Origin of the sequence: Cryobacterium sp. TMT1-66-1, assembly GCF_004403435.1 — a bacterium.
Lineage (GTDB): Bacteria > Actinomycetota > Actinomycetes > Actinomycetales > Microbacteriaceae > Cryobacterium > Cryobacterium flavum.
In genome coordinates this window covers 170305-186512 of record NZ_SOGP01000002.1, presented here as the reverse complement: position 1 = coordinate 186512, position 16208 = coordinate 170305, and the positions used below count along the sequence as shown (strand labels likewise).

Here is a 16208-nt window from a genome sequence, read left to right as displayed (position 1 = left end):
GGCGGCACCCCGGCTCGCGGCAGCGCCCCCCGCGGTGGCGCCCGCGGCGCCTCGCAGGGCGCACCCCAGCGCGGCACCGGCAACACCGGCGGTGGCGGATCCTCGACGCGTCGGGCCAAGCAGATCGACGAGCACGAGATTGTCACCGGTCGTAACTCGGTGCTCGAGACGCTGCGCGCCAAGATCCCCGCCCTGACCCTCTACATTGCCGCGCGCATCGAAATGGATGAGCGGGTCAAAGAGGTTCTGCTCATGGCGACCAGCCGCAACATCCCCATCCTCGAGGTCATGCGCCCCGAACTCGACCGTCTCGCCGGTCGCGACGCCGTGCACCAGGGCCTCGCCCTCAAGGTTCCCGCGTATGAGTATGCGCACCCGATGGAGCTGCTCGAACTCACGATCAGCCGCGGCCACAAGCCGTTGTTCGTGGCCCTCGACGGCATCACCGACCCGCGCAACCTGGGCGCGATCATCCGCTCGACCGCTGCGTTCGGCGGCCACGGAATCATCGTGCCGCAGCGTCGCTCGGTCGGCGTCACGGCCTCAGCCTGGAAGACCAGCGCCGGCGCCGCGGCGCGCACGCCCGTCGCCATGGCGAGCAACCTCACCCAGACGCTGAAGGCGCTCAAGGCGCAGGGCGTGTTCGTGCTCGGACTCGACGGTGGCGGCGACGTGTCGCTGCCCGACCTCGGCATCGGCTTCGCCGAACGCCCGATCGTGATCGTCGTCGGGAGCGAGGGCAAAGGCCTGTCTCGCCTCGTCACCGACACCTGCGACGCGATCGTCTCGATTCCGATCAGCGCGGCGACCGAGTCGCTCAATGCCGGAATCGCCGTCGGCGTCACCCTCTACGAGGTGGCCCGTCTCCGCGCCCAAATCAAGCAGGCCAAGCTCGCCGCGAAGCTCTAGCCCCGCTTCTCTTTCGACGGGGCCCCGTCCCGGATGGCGAGGCTAGACCTTGAGCATCCAGTCGTCGGCATCGTCGGGGTCAGAAGACGTGTCGTCGCCGAGCTGCGTGCGAATCGGCAGGGTGATGGCCTCGGTGACGGGGTCCATCACGGTGGCCTCGTCCCGGCGGTGGCGCAGTACATCCTGCACGTAGGACGTGACCGCCTCGGCGAGCGGGATATCCCTCGACTGGTTCTGCGCCATGTACCAACGGTGATCGAGCAGCTGGTGAAACACCTGCGCCCGCTCGAGCTTGCCCTGCAGCTCCTCGGGAATGGCCCGCACCACCGGCTCGAACACCCGCACCAGCCACTCGTGGGCGACCATCTCCTCGTCCGCGGCCGGCGAACCGTAGGCGGCCCGGTACGAATCCAGGTCGTTCAGCAGGCGGCGGGCCTGGTTCTCTTCGGCGTCGAGGCCGGTCAAGCGCAGCAGCCGGCGCTGGTGGTGGCCGGCGTCGACGACCTTCGGCTGAATCCGCACGCTCGAGCCAGCGCTGTCGGTCTTGATCGCCAGTTCCTCGATGTCGAAACCGAGGTCGTTCAGGCGTTGCACGCGCTGGGCGATGCGCCAGCGTTCGGAGTTGGAGAATGACTCCGAGCCGGTGAGCTCTTTCCAGAGCAGTCGGTAGGCGGCGACGATTCCATTGCTGACCCGAATCGGGTCAAGCTCGTCGGCGACCCGGCCACCGGCTTCGAGGTCCATGAGCTCCCCGGCGATGTTCACCCGGGCAATTTCGAGGTCGTTTTCGCGCTGGCCGTTCGACAACCCTCCCGAGTACAACTGCCCGGTTTCGGCATCGACAAGATAGGCGGCAAAGGCACCGGCATCGCGGCGAAACAGGGTGTTCGAGAGCGACACGTCGCCCCAGAAGAACCCGATCATGTGCAGCCGCACGAGCAGCACGGCGAGGGCGTCGACCAGCCGGGTAGCGGTATCCGGTCGCAGGGCGTGCGAATACAGGGCGCGGTAGGGGAGTGAGAACTTGAGGTGACGCGTGACCAGAACAGAATTCAGCGGGTCCTCGTCGGCATCCGTTCTGTTGGTGATGACGGCGACCGGCTCGACGCAGGGGATCTCGAGGTTGGCCAGGGTGCGCAACATGTCGTACTCGCGCTTGGCCATCTCGCTCGTGGTCTCTTTGATGGCGACCACCCGCCCACTCAGGTGGGCGAAGCGCACGAGGTGGCGCGAAATGCCCTTGGGCAGTGAGGCGATGTTCTCATTCGGCCAGGCGTCGAGGGGCAACTGCCACGGTAGGTCGAGCAGGGCAGGGTCGGCAGTGGCCGCGATGATATTGAGGGAACCGCTCATGGTTGGAGCCTAACCGGCGGGAGGGAGCGAGCCCCTCCCGCCGTTCATGGAGACTAGTCGGTGACGGCGCCGCCGAGGCGCAGGCCGCTTTCCGCGTCGAACACGTGCAGGTGGTTCGGGGTAGCCGTGAGGTACACCGTCTCGCCGGCGTTCGGGTGCGAGCGGCCGTCGACGCGAGCGACGATGTCGGTGCGCTTGCCCTCGATGGTGGAGTGGCCGTAGAGGTAGCCGTCGGCGCCGAGTTCTTCAACCAGGTCGACCTCGATCTGCAGACCGTCGCCAGCGGTGGACGACATCTGGATGTCCTCCGGGCGAATTCCCACGGTGACCTTCTTGCCGGTCGAGCTGGCGAGCGTCTCGCGCTGCACCGGAACGGTCGCGGTGCCGAACTTGATGCCGCCATCGACGGTGTCGGCGAGGAACAGGTTCATCGCGGGGCTGCCGATGAAGCCGGCCACGAACACGTTCTGCGGCTTGGCGTACAGGTCGCGGGGCGAACCGACCTGCTGCAGGATGCCGTCCTTCAGTACCGCAATCCGGTCACCCATGGTCAGGGCCTCGGTCTGGTCGTGGGTCACGTAGACGGTCGTGACGCCGAGGCGGCGCTGAAGTGACGCGATCTGCGTACGCGTCTGCACGCGCAGCTTGGCGTCAAGGTTGGAGAGCGGCTCGTCCATCAGGAACACCTGAGGCTGACGAACGATCGCGCGGCCCATGGCAACGCGCTGGCGCTGGCCACCAGAAAGTGCCTTCGGCTTGCGGCTGAGGTAGGGCTCGAGGTCGAGCAGCTTGGCGGCTTCGAGTACGCGGGCGGCGCGCTCGTCCTTGTTGATGCCGGCGATCTTGAGCGCGAAGCCCATGTTCTCGGCGACGGTCATGTGCGGGTACAGCGCGTAGTTCTGAAAGACCATGGCGATGTCGCGGTCTTTCGGCGGGACATCGGTCACGTTGCGGTCACCGATGAGAATGTTGCCATCGTTGACCTCTTCGAGGCCGGCGAGCATTCGCAGTGAAGTGGACTTGCCGCAGCCGGATGGGCCGACCAAAACCAGGAATTCGCCATCGGCGACCTGCAGGTCGAGCTGGTCAACAGCCGGCCTCGTGGAACCAGGGTAGAGCCGGGTTGCCTTGTCAAAGGTCACTGAAGCCATGATTATTACTCCTTCACCGGCAGGAACGTGCCGGACGATCCGTTGTGAATAGGATTTGTGCGCCGCGCGCCAAAGCGCGCGACATTTCCATTATTACACGACGGATGCCCCGGCGCCGGTCCGCCCCCCGTTTGGTCGTTTCCCAGTCAGGGGATCTAATATTCCAGAGGTGCCTCCACGTGCGCCCCTACTTCTCGAAAGCGAATTTTTATGACTATTGGCGGACCAAGCGACAGCAGTCCCTCAAAAAACCGGCGGCGTGACGCCGCCCGGGTCAAGGCGAAGCAGCTTCGAGTCAGCCAAAAGAAGAAGGACCGCCGCAACAAACTGTTCTTGCAGGGCGGCATCGCTATCGCCGCCGTTGCCATCGTCGTTCTGATCTCCGTCATCATCGTGAATTCGATTAAACCGTCAGGTCCGGGCCCGAAAAATATGGCCAGTGACGGCGCTCTTATCGGCGAGGGCATGGTCACCGCGCTGACGCCCGCGCTGCAGCCCGACGCGAACCTGCGGGCATCCGAACCGGATACCTCCGGCGCCGTCGCCAACATTCGCATCTATGTCGACTACCTCTGCCCGCTCTGTGGCGACTTCGAAGACGCCAACAACGAACAGATCGCCAACTGGGTCGATTCCGGAGCTGCGACCGTTGAAATTCACCCGGTGGCCATTCTCACGAGCAAGTCCGCCGGCACCAAGTACTCCCTGCGGGCGGCGAACGCTGCAGCCTGCGTCGCCAACTACTCGCCAGATGATTTCTTCGCCTTCAGCTCGGCCCTGTTCGTTGACCAGCCGGAAGAGACGTCGCCCGGCCGCAGCAACGACGAGATCAAGGCCGTCGTGAAGGATTCCGGCGTGAGCACGGCGGTCTCCAACATCAACTCCTGCATCGATGACGGCACCTATGAATCCTGGGTCAAGGCGGCAACCAATCGCGCGCTCGACGGCCCCATACCCAATTCCTCGATCAAGGCGATCACGAGCGCCCCCACCGTGCTCGTCAATGGCAAGCCGTACACCGGGTCGATCGAAGACCCGAAGGAGTTCGCGTCCTTCGTGCAGGTGGCCCTCGGTGAGACGTACTCCACCTCGACGCCGACGCCCGAACCGACACCCGGCGGGTAGTTACCAGCGGATGCCCCACGCGCATCCGTTTGGCTGTTGCCCGTGGCGGCCCCGAAATCATTTAGGATGGTCTTTCGAGGCTTTGGCCTCATGCCGGCCTGGCGCAATTGGTAGCGCACCACTCTTGTAAAGTGGGGGTTACGGGTTCAAGTCCCGTGGCCGGCCCCACAAACCCCTACTCCCAACTGGGAAGTAGGGGTTTTCGTCTGCCGGTTCGACGCTCTCTCCCCAGGGCCGCACACGGCCTCCACGTACACTGATGGCTGGGGTTTTAAGAGCGGATGCCCGCCCCCGCGCACCCGCGCCCCGAAAGGAAATAAGCATGAGCCTGATCCGGCTGAACGACGTCAGCATCCGCTTTGAGAACACGCAGATTCTGCGCGAAGCGTTCTTTCGCCTCGAACCCGGTGACCGGGTCGGCCTGATCGGCAAGAACGGCTCCGGCAAGTCCACCATTCTCAAGCTGATTCTCGACCAGGTCTCGCCCGATACCGGCGAGGTGACGCTCGAGGACGGCATCCGGGTCGGCTACTTCTCGCAGTTCTCCGAGCTCAACGGCGCGCAGACCATCACCGAGGTGCTCGACGAATTGTTTGTGGCGGTGAAGGCGGTCGAGGCTGAACTCGCCTCCATCGACGCGGCGATCGCCGTCGATTCCTCGGCCAGCTATGACCTCGACCGGCTGATCACCCGCCAGGGCGAACTTTTCGAAGAGATGGACCGCCTGGACGGCTGGGACTACAAGCGCCACATCGACACCGCCCTGACCACCCTCGGATTCGACGAGGCACACCGCGTCTGCTCGATCGACGAGCTCTCCGGCGGCTGGCGCAACCGGGCGGCCCTGGCCAAGATCGTGCTCGAGGCGCCCGACGTGCTGCTTCTCGACGAGCCTACCAACTACCTCGACGTGGCCGGCGTGGAGTGGCTCGAAGCCTGGTTCAAGAGCTTCAAGGGTGCCGCCATCGTGGTCTCGCACGACCGCAAATTTCTGGACGCCGTCGTCACCCGCATCATCGAGGTCGAGAACTATCACCTGCACGAGTATCCAGGCAACTTCGGCGAGTACATTGTGCAGAAGCAGTTTCGGCTGAAGACCCTCGAGGCCCAGTTCGTGCACGAATCCGAGCTGCTCGCTTTTGAAGCCGAGGGAATCGCGGACCGGCGCGAAGCAGCCAAAGCCGAGAGCCGTCAGCTCGGCAACCAGCTCGCCCACATCAAGAAGTCGCGCACGCCGCGCCCGGTCGACCAGATCATCACTGAGATCTACGGCAACCTGCACGTCAAGGACGTGCTCTGCCGGGTCGACGGTCTCGCCAAGAGCTATGGCGACAAAGTGTTGTTCGAGAACCTCAGCTTCGAAGTGCAGCGCGGTAACCGCATCGTCGTGCTCGGCAGCAACGGCAGCGGCAAAACCACCCTGCTGCGCGTGCTCACCGGCGAAGAGACGGCCGACCGGGGTGACGTCGCCTGGGCCAGCGGCGCCGGCGTCGTCTCCTACAACCAGATTCTCGACGAACTCGACCCGAGCGACACGGTCAGTCACGCCGTGAATGCCATGCCCGGCAGCCTCGCGTTGACCGCAACGAAGAAGTCCGTCAACCGCTTTCTGACCATGTTCCAGTTCAGCGAGGCCGACCTCAAGCAGAAGATCGGTGCCCTCTCCGGCGGGCAGCGCGCGCGAGTGGCGATGGCCCAGTGCCTGCTCTCCGGAGCGTCGGTGTTGCTGCTTGACGAACCGACCAACCACCTCGACATGTCGAGCACCCAGGTGATGGAACGCGCGCTCGTGCACTTTCCCGGTGCCGTTGTGGTGGTCAGCCACGACCGGTTCTTCACGGACAAGATCGCCAACCGCCGCCTCGTTTTCGGCAGCGACGGAGCCGCTCCCGGCGAGATCGAGGTCCGCGCAGCCTGACCCGCGCTGTCTACACTTTCCGGGCCCGGGCCCGGAAACTGAGCCCACGATAGATCATGGGCCCGGCGGCACTCAGCGCCCAGCACCTCGTAGTATTACCAGGTGACCCCGGCCCGCGCGCAGACCCGAACGGATTCCTCGGTCGCGCCAGCATCCGCTGTGCCGGTCTGGCTGGCCCTGGTTTTCTCGGTGCTGATCGGGGCGCTGTACGCGGTGCAATCGCGGGTGAACGGCGAACTCGGGCACCAGATCGGCGACGGATTCACCGCAGCCGTCATCTCCTTCGGCTCTGGCCTGGTCATTCTGAGCCTCGGCCTCGTCGTGTTTCGTAGCGGGCGCCGCGGCCTGCAACTGGTCGCCCGCGGTGTGAAAACGAAGCACCTCTCCTGGTGGCATCTGCTCGGCGGCCTGGCCGGCGCACTGTTCGTGCTGTCCCAGGGCCTCGTCGCCGCGCCGCTCGGCATCGCCCTGTTCACGGTGGCCGTCGTGGCCGGCCAGACCGTGAGCGGCGTGCTCATGGACCGTTTCGGCATCGGCCCCGGTGGGCGTCGAACCCTGCACGCGTCCAAAATCGTCGGTGCCGGGCTCGCCCTGGTGGCTGTCGCGTTCACGGTGAGCGGCGAACTGCACGGCAGCGGCGCGCTCTGGTTGCTCGCACTGCCGCTGATCGCTGGCATCGGGCAGGGCTGGCAGCAAGCTGTGAACGGTCAGGTGCGGGTCATCGCGCAAAGCGCCCTCACAGCGACCTTTCTGAATTTTCTCAGTGGCACCATTGCGCTCGTGCTCGCCGCGCTCGTGCACGGCCTGCTGGTCGGCTTCGCGCTCGACCTGCCGAGCAACCCGTGGCTCTATACCGGCGGACTGATCGGCTGCATCTTCATCGCCGGGGCCGCGCTCGTCGTGCGTACCACCGGCGTGCTCATGCTGGGACTCTGCATCGTCGCCGGGCAGCTGCTCTGCGCCCTCGCACTGGATCTGCTGGCGCCGTCGGCGGGGCATCCGCTTGGCCTGACGACCATTGCCGGCACGGCTCTCGCCCTGGTGGCCGTCGTTATCGCCGCGGTGCGCTGGCACCGCCCCGACCACGCACGGGGCACGGCGCGAACACCGGGCCATTCTGACGAACCAAGCGAACGGCTGTGATGGTGAAACGAATTTTAGTGGTCGAACACGAGGCTAATGCTGGTGTGGGGCTGGTCGGGGAGCGAATCCTCGCGGCCGGCATCGACCTGGTTCGGGTCGGCCCGGATGCCGGGGCCCCGATTCCCGGTCGTGCCGACGGCTTCGATGGTGTCGTCGTGCTCGGCGGAACGACCGGGCCGACGGACGACGAACGAGCAGCCTGGCTGCCCCGAGTTCGTGAACTCATCGCAGACTGTCTCCAGAGCGAGGTCCCGCTCCTCGGGATCTGCCTGGGAGCCCAGATGCTCGCCGTCGTAGCCGGTGGAACGGTCGGACGGGTGCGGCGCGGCGCCGAGATCGGCCTCAGCGGTCTCGAGCTGACCGACAGTGCCGCCGCGGATCCCCTGCTCCATGACCTGCCGTCGCTGCTCCGGGCGCTGCAGTGGCATTCGCTCGAAGTACACGAGCTGCCAGCGAACTCCGTGTCGCTATGCGCCAGCGATCGCTGCCCTAACCAGGCTTTTCGTGTCGGCCCCGCGGCCTGGGGGCTGCAATTCCACCTGGAGGCTTCGGCGGCGACCGCCGAAGCATGGGCTGAAAGTGACAGCGACGATTTGCGTGCCGCCGGCTACCTGCCGGAACACGTCATCGACCCCATGCGCGAGAACGAAGACGACCTTCGGCGGGTCTGGTCAGAAGTCGCCGATCGATGGATAGGCCTGGTCTGACTCACAGAACCCCGAGAAACTCCTCGGGGTCGATCGACAGCCGCACGCCCGGCTTCGAATCCTCAGGAATGCCGCCGACATAGAGCCAGCCGAGCAGCTCCTCGTTGTCGCCGAGGCCGTGCAAGACCCGCACCGGGCCGGTGCGCACGAGTGGGCCGGTGCGCCACATCGCGCACCACCCCGCGTCATCGAGAAGCAGCGACAGCAGGTGCGCGACCCCCGCAGCAGCAGCATCCTGTTCCCAGTCGGTCACCTTGAAACTGGCCCGACGCGACGCGACGACCGCGATCAACAGGGGCGCCCGCAGCGGCTTAGCCGCCAGCTTGAGCGCATCACTACCCTCACAAGCGGATGCCGCCACAAACGCCGCCCCCAACCGCTCGCGGGCGTCGCCGCGCAGCTCCAACAGCCGCCACGGACGCAGCGCGCCGTGATCGGCCACCCGCGCCGCCGCGGCAACGAGGGGCAGCAGCTCGGCTCGGGTCGGTGCCAAGGCGCTCACTTTTGAGTAGCTGCGCCGATGATTGACGGCCCGAAAGACAACCGAGGTGGCAGCATCTGTCGTCGACAGCACCGCTCTACTCAGCGGGCGTGAAGTTGAGCGAGATCGAGTTCATGCAGTACCGGTCGCCGGTCGGCGTGCCGAATCCGTCGGGAAAAACGTGTCCCAGGTGTGAGCCGCAGTTCGCGCAGCGCACCTCGGTGCGCACGCTGCCCAGGGAACGGTCTTCGAGCAATTCGACCGCTTCGGGCCGTACCGACTCGTAGAAGCTCGGCCAGCCGCAGCCGGAGTCAAACTTGGTGCCGCTCTTGAACAGCTCGGCGTTACACGCACCGCAGGTGTAGGTGCCGGAGCGCTCTTCGTCGAGCAGTTCGCCGGTTCCGGGGCGTTCGGTTCCGGCTTCACGCAAAACCTTGAACTTCTCCGGGCCCAGCTCGGAGCGCCACTCGTCGTTTGACTTCTTGATTGTGTAGTCCATGGTGGATGTCCCTTCGATCTGGCCGTCCGCACCCGGACAACCTCTACCCAGCCTAAACTCGTGCAGCGACACGCGCATTCCTGGCCGATAGATTTCGCAGCGTTTGCACGGCGACCGGTCGTTCGACTGGGCCGTTCCGGGCGTGCCGGAGGCAACATTCAGCCGCCCGCAAATAGGATGAGCCCGTCGGATAACCCGTCGAAACTGCCCCGGGGGAGAGATAGATCAATGAGTGAGAGCACACCGGCCCCCGCGCAGCGCACCACTCTGCCCGCCGGCAGCGCCCCGATTTCGACCCAGCTCAGCGAGCGCGACGAAGCCGTGCTCGCCTTTGAACGGCAATGGTGGCGGCACGTCGGCGCCAAAGAAGAGGCCATCCGCGCCACATTCGGCCTCTCGGCCGCCCGGTACTATCAGCTATTAGGGGCACTGGTCGATTCACCGTTGGCGCTGGCCTTCGACCCGATGCTTGTGAACCGACTGCAGCGGATGCGTTCCGCACGATCCGAGGCGCGCGCCAGTCGTTCGCTGCCCACCCACGACTAGTACCTGACCGCTTTCCGCCAGAACCGGGCCGTTACACATCGCTCGATTCCGGCCTGGCTGGCCAACCAAGGATTCAATCACCATGGCGCGAAAATTTGCGAAAGACCGTTTCGACACCCACACGCATGCCCTCGACCGGGTGGGTGCTCACCGTGCTCCCGGCAAGAAGGGCCGCGGCTGGATCGGGTTCTGGTGGGCGCTCGGCGTCACCGTGCTGTTGATCGCGGTTGGCGTGGTCGGAATCTTCGCGATCAACAATCGCCTCGACTTCTCCAATATCCCGGGGCTGTCCTCGGCCAGCTCGACCCCGATCCCCACTGAGACCGTCATTCCAACGGCTGAAGCCACCGTCGACCCGGCGCTGACCGTGAATGTGCTGAACGGCTCCGCGGCGAACGGTGTCGCAGCATCCGTCAGCGACACGCTCACCGCCGCCGGCTGGGTGGTCAGCGGCACCGGCAACGCGAGCACAGACACCGAACCGACCACCGTCATCTACTACGCCGATGCCAGCCTGGAAGGCGCCGCCCGCGGCATCGCAGCCTCACTGCCCGGCTCGACGATCGTCGTTTCGTCCAATTTTGTTGACACAGGTGCCAGCCTGACCGTCGTCGTCGGCAACGACTACGTCATTCCTGCGGGCTGATCGTAACTCGAAACTGCCGACGTACTGGGCATTACCTGATTCGTCAAGCCCCTTTTCTTCTGCGGCCACTTCAGTATTATCTGGTTTTGGTCAAACATTTTGTTCGGGCAATACCCGCCCGGATCAAGAACGCTCGCCCAAGGTAACTTGCACCAGTAGGTAACTTGCAACAGAAGACTTGCTCTCGGGGATTTGCTGCTCGTTCAAAATGAACGCAGTCTCTGCGGCAGGGCCCGGAACAGCCAATGGGCCGTGCCGTCGAATTTGAGCAAGGAGTAACACATGGCGAACGGAACCGTTAAATGGTTCAACGCTGAAAAGGGTTTCGGCTTCATCACTGTCGATGGGGGAGGGCAGGACGTGTTCGTTCACTACTCCGCCATTGACATGAGCGGGTACAAGGTGCTCGAAGAAGGCCAGCAGGTCGTCTTTGAGGTCGGTGCCGGAGCGAAAGGCCCCCAGGCTGAATCGGTTCGACCGGCCTGACCCACCCCCTAAACGGGGTCTGTCCCCCACCTAACGCCGCCCGCTGCAACGGGCGGCGTTAGTGTTTACCGGTGACCAAGAAAAAGACAGCCCGCACCATTCGACCGCGAAAGACCGCGGGTCTGCTCGCTCTGATCGTTCCAGCATTGCTGCTGAGCGGATGCACCGGCAGTAGCGCGACGCCGACCAAGACGCAGACGGCCGAAGCGTGGACGTCGAACTATGTCGCCCCCGCCGCTACGGAAATCGCCCCGCTCAGCGGCCTGACCGTTGCGGTCGGGTCGTCGGCACATCCCTCCCTCGCGGCCAAGATCGACAACCACGTGGCCGCCCGCCCGCAGGTCGCGATCGACCGTACCGACCTGGTGTTCGAAGAGCTGGTCGAGGGTGGCATCACCCGATACGTCGCCGTGTGGCAGTCCAGCATTCCCGACCAGGTCGGCCCGGTGCGCTCGATCCGCCCGATGGACCCCGACATCATTGCGCCGTTCGGCGGCCTCGTAGCGTTTTCGGGCGGGCAGCAACGATTCGTCGACGCGATGAACGCGACCGGTCAAATCAGTGCCATCTTCGACTACGACACGACCGGGCTATTTTCTCGTTCCAAGGCTACAGCGGCCCCGCACAACGTTATCCTCGCGGCTTCCGAATTCGTCAACCGAAACGCGACCGTCGCACCGCCCACCCAGCAGTATGCCTATGCGCCCGCGCTCGCCGGGGCATCCGCTGTCGTGGACGGCACCCCGATCTCGGTGATCAACACCCGATTCTCCAACTCCAGTGCCCGCAGCTGGACCTGGAACGCCGAAGCCGCCGCATACCTGCGCGCGCAGGACGGCGCGCCCGATCTGACTCCGGAAGGCGCGCAACTGAAGGCAACGAACGTCGTCGTGGTGCGGGTGAACGTGACCGTCGACCAGAGCATCCCCAAGACCGAGCTGATCGCGTCGGGGGAAGCGTCGATCTCCAGCGGCGGAAAGACCATCGCGGCCACCTGGAGCAAGGACTCCCAGAGCATGCCGATCCGCCTCGTCGATGCCAATGGAGTGACAATTCGGCTGGCACCGGGCAATACCTGGTTTCAGCTCGTACCCAACGGCACCGGCTCGGTCGACCTCGTTCCCTGAGGGTCTGCAGATAGCCCGGCGTCACCCCCGATGCTCGCTTGCACTCTCGACCCCAGAGTGCCAGAATCGTTTTAGCACTCTCGTCATCTGAGTGCTAACCCCATCATCGTTTGGAACGTCCGGGAGGGACGAGTTACACATATGGCAAAAATCATTGCATTCAATGAAGAGGCCCGTCGTGGGCTTGAGCGCGGCCTGAACATTCTGGCCGACACCGTCAAGGTCACCCTCGGCCCGCGCGGACGCAACGTCGTTCTGGAGAAGAAGTGGGGCGCCCCCACGATCACCAACGACGGCGTGTCCATCGCCAAGGAGATCGAGCTCGACGACCCGTACGAGAAGATCGGTGCGGAGCTCGTCAAAGAGGTCGCCAAGAAGACGGATGACGTAGCCGGCGACGGCACGACCACCGCAACCGTTCTCGCCCAGGCCCTGGTTCGCGAAGGCCTGCGCAACGTCGCTGCCGGCGCCGACCCGATCAGCCTGAAGCGCGGCATCGAGAAGGCTACGGCCGCTGTCATCGCCGAGCTCGTCGCCAGCGCCAAGGAAATCGAAACCAAGGAAGAGATCGCCGCAACCGCGTCCATCTCCGCCGGAGACACCGAAATCGGCGCGATCATCGCCGAGGCCATCGACAAGGTCGGCAAGGAAGGTGTTGTCACCGTCGAGGAGTCGAACACCTTCGGCACCGAGCTCGAGCTCACCGAGGGCATGCGCTTCGACAAGGGCTTCCTGTCGGCGTACTTCGTCACCGACCCCGACCGTCAGGAAGCGGTCTTCGAAGACCCCTACATCCTGATCGTCAACTCCAAGGTCTCCAACATCAAGGACCTGCTCCCCATCGTGGACAAGGTCATCCAGACCGGCAAGCAGCTCCTCATCATTGCGGAAGACGTCGACGGTGAGGCCCTGGCCACGCTCGTTGTGAACAAGATCCGTGGCATCTTCAAGTCCGTCGCCGTCAAGGCTCCGGGCTTCGGCGACCGTCGCAAGGCTCAGCTGCAGGACATCGCCATCCTCACCGGTGGACAGGTCATCTCGGAAGAGGTCGGCCTCAAGCTTGAGAACGTCACCCTCGACCTGCTTGGTAGCGCCCGCAAGGTCGTCATCACCAAGGACGAGACCACGATCGTTGAGGGTGCCGGCGACGTCGAAGCCATCGCCGGTCGCGTCTCGCAGATCCGTGCCGAGATCGAGAACACCGACAGCGACTACGACCGCGAGAAGCTCCAGGAGCGCCTCGCCAAGCTTGCTGGCGGCGTTGCTGTCATCAAGGCTGGAGCCGCAACGGAGGTTGAGCTCAAGGAGCGCAAGCACCGCATCGAAGATGCGGTGCGTAACGCCAAGGCTGCCGTTGAAGAGGGTATCGTTGCCGGTGGTGGCGTTGCACTGATTCAGGCCGGCAAGACCGCATTCGAGGGCAAGGCAATCCTTGACCTCGTTGGTGACGAGGCGACCGGCGCGAACATCGTGCGCGTTGCCATTGACGCCCCGCTCAAGCAGATCGCACTCAACGCCGGCATGGAGCCGGGAGTTGTCGCCGACAAGGTGCGCAACCTGCCCGTCGGATGGGGCCTCAACGCCGCCACCGGCGAGTACGTCGACATGATCGCTGCCGGAATCAATGACCCGGTGAAGGTCACCCGCTCCGCGCTGCTGAACGCATCGTCGATCGCCGGACTGTTCCTCACCACCGAGGCCGTCGTCGCCGACAAGCCCGAGAAGAACTCGGCTCCGGCCGGCGACCCCTCGGGTGGCATGGACTTCTAAGTCCCGCCAGCGGTACACGAAAGTGGGCGTCTTCTTCGGGAGGCGCCCATTTTTTGTGCGTTCCGCGTCGAGCCATGAGTTCGGTCCACCCGACAGAGTCATCCTTGCGAGGTAGCGCGTAGCGACTCTGGACGGACGACCGCGCGGTAGTGACCCAGCAGGCTGGAGATATGAAAATGATCCAGCTCCTCCCCGTTCTCGTCGCCGCAGCGGAACTGGGCCTGCTGCGCGCGCTCGGGTTCACAGCGCGTCAGATCCGTCGAATGATTCTCATCGAGAGCGCGCAACTCAGCGCCGCGGCGGTGGTCGTCGGCCTTGTGCTCGGTACGTTCTACGGCTGGGCCGGGGCGCAGTCGCTCATCGGCGGTATCCAGGGCTCACCGGGCATCGTGGTGCCGACGGTGCCGCTCGTGCTGCTCGCGGTTATCGTTGTCGCGGCGGTTGCCCTCACCGCGGTGGCGTCGCTGGCGCCCTCCCGCCGGGCGACCCGCATCACCCCGGTCGCGGCCCTCGCGACCGAGTAGGCGTAGCTGGCCGAGCAGGTGTGGCGCCACCCGAAGGGTCGCCGGCCGGAGCAGAGTTCTTCTCGGGCTTGTCGGCAACGACGGCCTCGGTGGCATGGACTTCTGAGTCCAGCTATTACGACAGAAAGTGGGCGTCTCCTTCGGGAGGCGCCCACTTTTCCGTCCCGCGTTCCGCAGGCGGCCAGACCCGCGCGGCGGGCTGTAACTCAGTGGATGCTGCGGCTCGCCTTCACGAGTTCGGCGCACCGCTCGCCGATCATCATGGTGGTGATGTTCGGGTTGACGGTGACGAGCTCGGGCATCACCGAGGCGTCGGCGACGCGCAGGCCCGTGACGCCCTTAACCCGCAGCTCCGGGTCGAGCGGCGAGAACGCATCGTCGACCGCGCCCATACGCACGGTTCCGGCCGGGTGGTAGACCGTGTTGTGGGTTTTCTCGATGTAGTCGGTGATCTGGGCATCCGTTTGTACGTCGACGCCCGGGTACAGTTCGACGCCAGCCCAATCGGCCATGGCCGGCTGGGCGACGATCTCGCGCGCCTTGCGAATACCGGCGACCATGACGCGCATGTCGTGCGGGTCGGTGAAGTAGCGAGGGTCGACCTTCGGCTTGTCGCGGTAGTCGCTCGAGCGCAGCGTCACCGTACCACGCGACCGGGCATGCGTCACGTTCGGCGTCAGGCAGAAGCCGTTCTCCGTGGTCGGGTACCCCTGGCGGGCGGTGTGCATGTCGAACGGCACCGAACCGTAGTGGAACATGAGGTCGGGGCGGTCGAGACCCTCCTCGGTTGTGGTGAAGATGCCGGCCTCCCACCACTGGGTGGACGTATCGGTCATCGGCTGCTTCGACTCCCACTGAATCACGCCTTCGGGGTGATCCTGCAGGTTCTCTCCAACGCCGGGGGAGTCCGCGAGCACCTCGATGCCGAAGGAGGCCAGCTGCGCGGCTGGGCCGATGCCGGAGAGCATCAGCAGCTTGGGAGAGTCGATGGCGCCGGCCGAGAGGATGACCTCGGCGCAGACAGAGAGACGGTGCGTCTTGCCGAAAGCGGCGTCGACGACGTCCACGCCGATGCAGCGCTTATTCGCGTCGAACACGAGCTTGCGCGCGCGCAGGTCGGTGAGCAGGGTGAAGTTCTCGCGCTGCATGATCGGGTGGATATAGGAGACCGACGACGACGCGCGCGTGCCGTCCGCTTGCCGATTGATCTGAAAGAAATTCGCGCCATTGACCACGGTCGTGCCGGAGTTGAACGTCGTGCGCGGAATACCGGCCTGCTCGCAGGCGTCGAGCAGGGCGACGCCGCACAGATCGTTGGCGGGCACGTTCATCAGGTGCACGGGACCGTCGTGCCCGTGATGGGACGCCTGGTCTTCGTTGGTTTCGAGCTTGGTGAACAGGGGGAAGGTGTTCGCGGCCTCCCAGCCGGTCGCGCCGTGCTTGCCGGCCCAATCGTCGAGGTCTTCCGCCGGCGCCCAGAAGGCGATGCAGGAATTGTGACTCGAACAGCCGCCCATCACCTTGGCGCGGGCGTGCCGCATAAAAGAGTTTCCGTGTTCCTGCGGCTCGATCGGGTAGTCCCAGTCGTAGCCGCTCTCGAGCAGTTCCATCCAGCGGTCGAGTCGCAGAATGGCGTCGATGCCGCGGTCGTCTGGCCCGGCCTCCACGAGGGCGACCTGAACGGCGGGGTCTTCCGAGAGTCGCGCGGCGACGGCGGCTCCCGCCGACCCGCCCCCGATGACGATGTAGTCGAATTCGGTGGGCGTAGCGGGTATTGCAGTGGTCAATTGATTCCTCATCTGGTCGATCTACTCACGCGATAA

16 protein-coding genes and 1 tRNA gene are annotated in these 16208 nt (G+C 64.9%); 12 read left to right on the top strand and 5 right to left on the bottom strand.

Annotation, left to right across the window (positions count from 1 at the left end; genetic code table 11):
- Positions 1 to 909, top strand: a 909-nt coding sequence (rlmB, locus tag E3T29_RS01755; RefSeq protein ID WP_134343818.1) for a 23S rRNA (guanosine(2251)-2'-O)-methyltransferase RlmB, incomplete at its 5' end; no start/stop codon positions are given.
- Positions 910 to 951: 42 nt separating this feature from the next.
- On the opposite strand, the gene E3T29_RS01750 is transcribed toward rlmB, so the two are convergent.
- Both E3T29_RS01750 and E3T29_RS01745 read right to left on the bottom strand, forming a co-directional pair.
- Positions 952 to 2262 (bottom strand): DUF4032 domain-containing protein, encoded by a 1311-nt coding sequence (locus E3T29_RS01750; RefSeq protein ID WP_134343817.1) that lies wholly within the window; start codon positions 2260 to 2262, stop codon positions 952 to 954.
- Positions 2263 to 2315: 53 nt separating this feature from the next.
- Positions 2316 to 3413 (bottom strand): ABC transporter ATP-binding protein, encoded by a 1098-nt coding sequence (locus E3T29_RS01745; RefSeq protein ID WP_092341838.1) that lies wholly within the window; start codon positions 3411 to 3413, stop codon positions 2316 to 2318.
- Positions 3414 to 3623: 210 nt separating this feature from the next.
- On the opposite strand from E3T29_RS01745, the gene E3T29_RS01740 reads away from it, so the two are divergent.
- The 5 genes from E3T29_RS01740 to E3T29_RS01720 all read left to right on the top strand — a co-directional run bounded on the left by E3T29_RS01740 (position 3624) and on the right by E3T29_RS01720 (position 8306).
- Complete coding sequence (locus E3T29_RS01740; protein ID WP_134343816.1) at positions 3624 to 4538, top strand: thioredoxin domain-containing protein; 915 nt, start codon at positions 3624 to 3626, stop codon at positions 4536 to 4538.
- A 92-nt stretch (positions 4539 to 4630) separates the two neighbouring features.
- Positions 4631 to 4706 (top strand) — tRNA-Thr (locus tag E3T29_RS01735).
- Positions 4707 to 4860: 154 nt separating this feature from the next.
- Entirely contained in the window at positions 4861 to 6456 is a 1596-nt protein-coding gene (locus E3T29_RS01730) for an ABC-F family ATP-binding cassette domain-containing protein (RefSeq protein WP_134343815.1), read from the top strand.
- A 102-nt stretch (positions 6457 to 6558) separates the two neighbouring features.
- Entirely contained in the window at positions 6559 to 7599 is a 1041-nt protein-coding gene (locus E3T29_RS01725) for a DMT family transporter (RefSeq protein WP_241987586.1), read from the top strand.
- Positions 7599 to 8306, top strand: coding sequence for a type 1 glutamine amidotransferase (locus E3T29_RS01720; protein WP_241987588.1), 708 nt, complete (start codon positions 7599 to 7601; stop codon positions 8304 to 8306). The genes E3T29_RS01725 and E3T29_RS01720 overlap by 1 nt, the downstream gene beginning before the upstream one ends.
- 1 nt (position 8307) lies before the next feature.
- On the opposite strand, the gene E3T29_RS01715 is transcribed toward E3T29_RS01720, so the two are convergent.
- Together E3T29_RS01715 and msrB are read right to left on the bottom strand one after the other, a co-directional pair.
- Positions 8308 to 8880 carry a nitroreductase family protein gene (locus tag E3T29_RS01715; RefSeq protein WP_092341843.1) on the bottom strand — a complete coding sequence of 191 codons (573 nt, stop codon included), beginning with the start codon at positions 8878 to 8880 and terminating at the stop codon, positions 8308 to 8310.
- A gap of 4 nt (positions 8881 to 8884) precedes the next feature.
- Positions 8885 to 9286, bottom strand: coding sequence for a peptide-methionine (R)-S-oxide reductase MsrB (msrB, locus tag E3T29_RS01710; RefSeq protein ID WP_104089140.1), 402 nt, complete (start codon positions 9284 to 9286; stop codon positions 8885 to 8887).
- Positions 9287 to 9514: 228 nt separating this feature from the next.
- Between msrB and E3T29_RS01705 the strand changes: the two genes are divergently transcribed.
- The 6 genes from E3T29_RS01705 to E3T29_RS01680 all read left to right on the top strand — a co-directional run bounded on the left by E3T29_RS01705 (position 9515) and on the right by E3T29_RS01680 (position 14385).
- The gene (locus E3T29_RS01705; protein ID WP_092341845.1) at positions 9515 to 9832 is read left to right on the top strand and encodes a DUF3263 domain-containing protein; all 318 of its coding nucleotides are present in this window, start codon (positions 9515 to 9517) and stop codon (positions 9830 to 9832) included.
- Positions 9833 to 9914: 82 nt separating this feature from the next.
- Positions 9915 to 10478 (top strand): LytR C-terminal domain-containing protein, encoded by a 564-nt coding sequence (locus E3T29_RS01700; protein ID WP_134343813.1) that lies wholly within the window; start codon positions 9915 to 9917, stop codon positions 10476 to 10478.
- A 282-nt stretch (positions 10479 to 10760) separates the two neighbouring features.
- Entirely contained in the window at positions 10761 to 10964 is a 204-nt protein-coding gene (locus E3T29_RS01695) for a cold-shock protein (RefSeq protein WP_035834941.1), read from the top strand.
- Positions 10965 to 11035: 71 nt separating this feature from the next.
- Positions 11036 to 12091 carry a DUF3048 domain-containing protein gene (locus E3T29_RS01690; RefSeq protein WP_134343812.1) on the top strand — a complete coding sequence of 352 codons (1056 nt, stop codon included), beginning with the start codon at positions 11036 to 11038 and terminating at the stop codon, positions 12089 to 12091.
- A 141-nt stretch (positions 12092 to 12232) separates the two neighbouring features.
- A complete protein-coding gene (gene groL / locus E3T29_RS01685; RefSeq protein ID WP_092341848.1) occupies positions 12233 to 13861 on the top strand; it encodes a chaperonin GroEL in 1629 nt (542 codons plus the stop codon).
- A 170-nt stretch (positions 13862 to 14031) separates the two neighbouring features.
- Complete coding sequence (locus E3T29_RS01680; protein ID WP_134343811.1) at positions 14032 to 14385, top strand: FtsX-like permease family protein; 354 nt, start codon at positions 14032 to 14034, stop codon at positions 14383 to 14385.
- Between the two features lie 206 nt (positions 14386 to 14591).
- Here the strand turns inward: E3T29_RS01680 and E3T29_RS01675 are convergent, their stop codons facing one another.
- The gene (locus tag E3T29_RS01675) at positions 14592 to 16172 is read right to left on the bottom strand and encodes a GMC family oxidoreductase (RefSeq protein ID WP_241987585.1); all 1581 of its coding nucleotides are present in this window, start codon (positions 16170 to 16172) and stop codon (positions 14592 to 14594) included.
- Between the last annotated feature and the right edge of the window lie 36 nt (positions 16173 to 16208).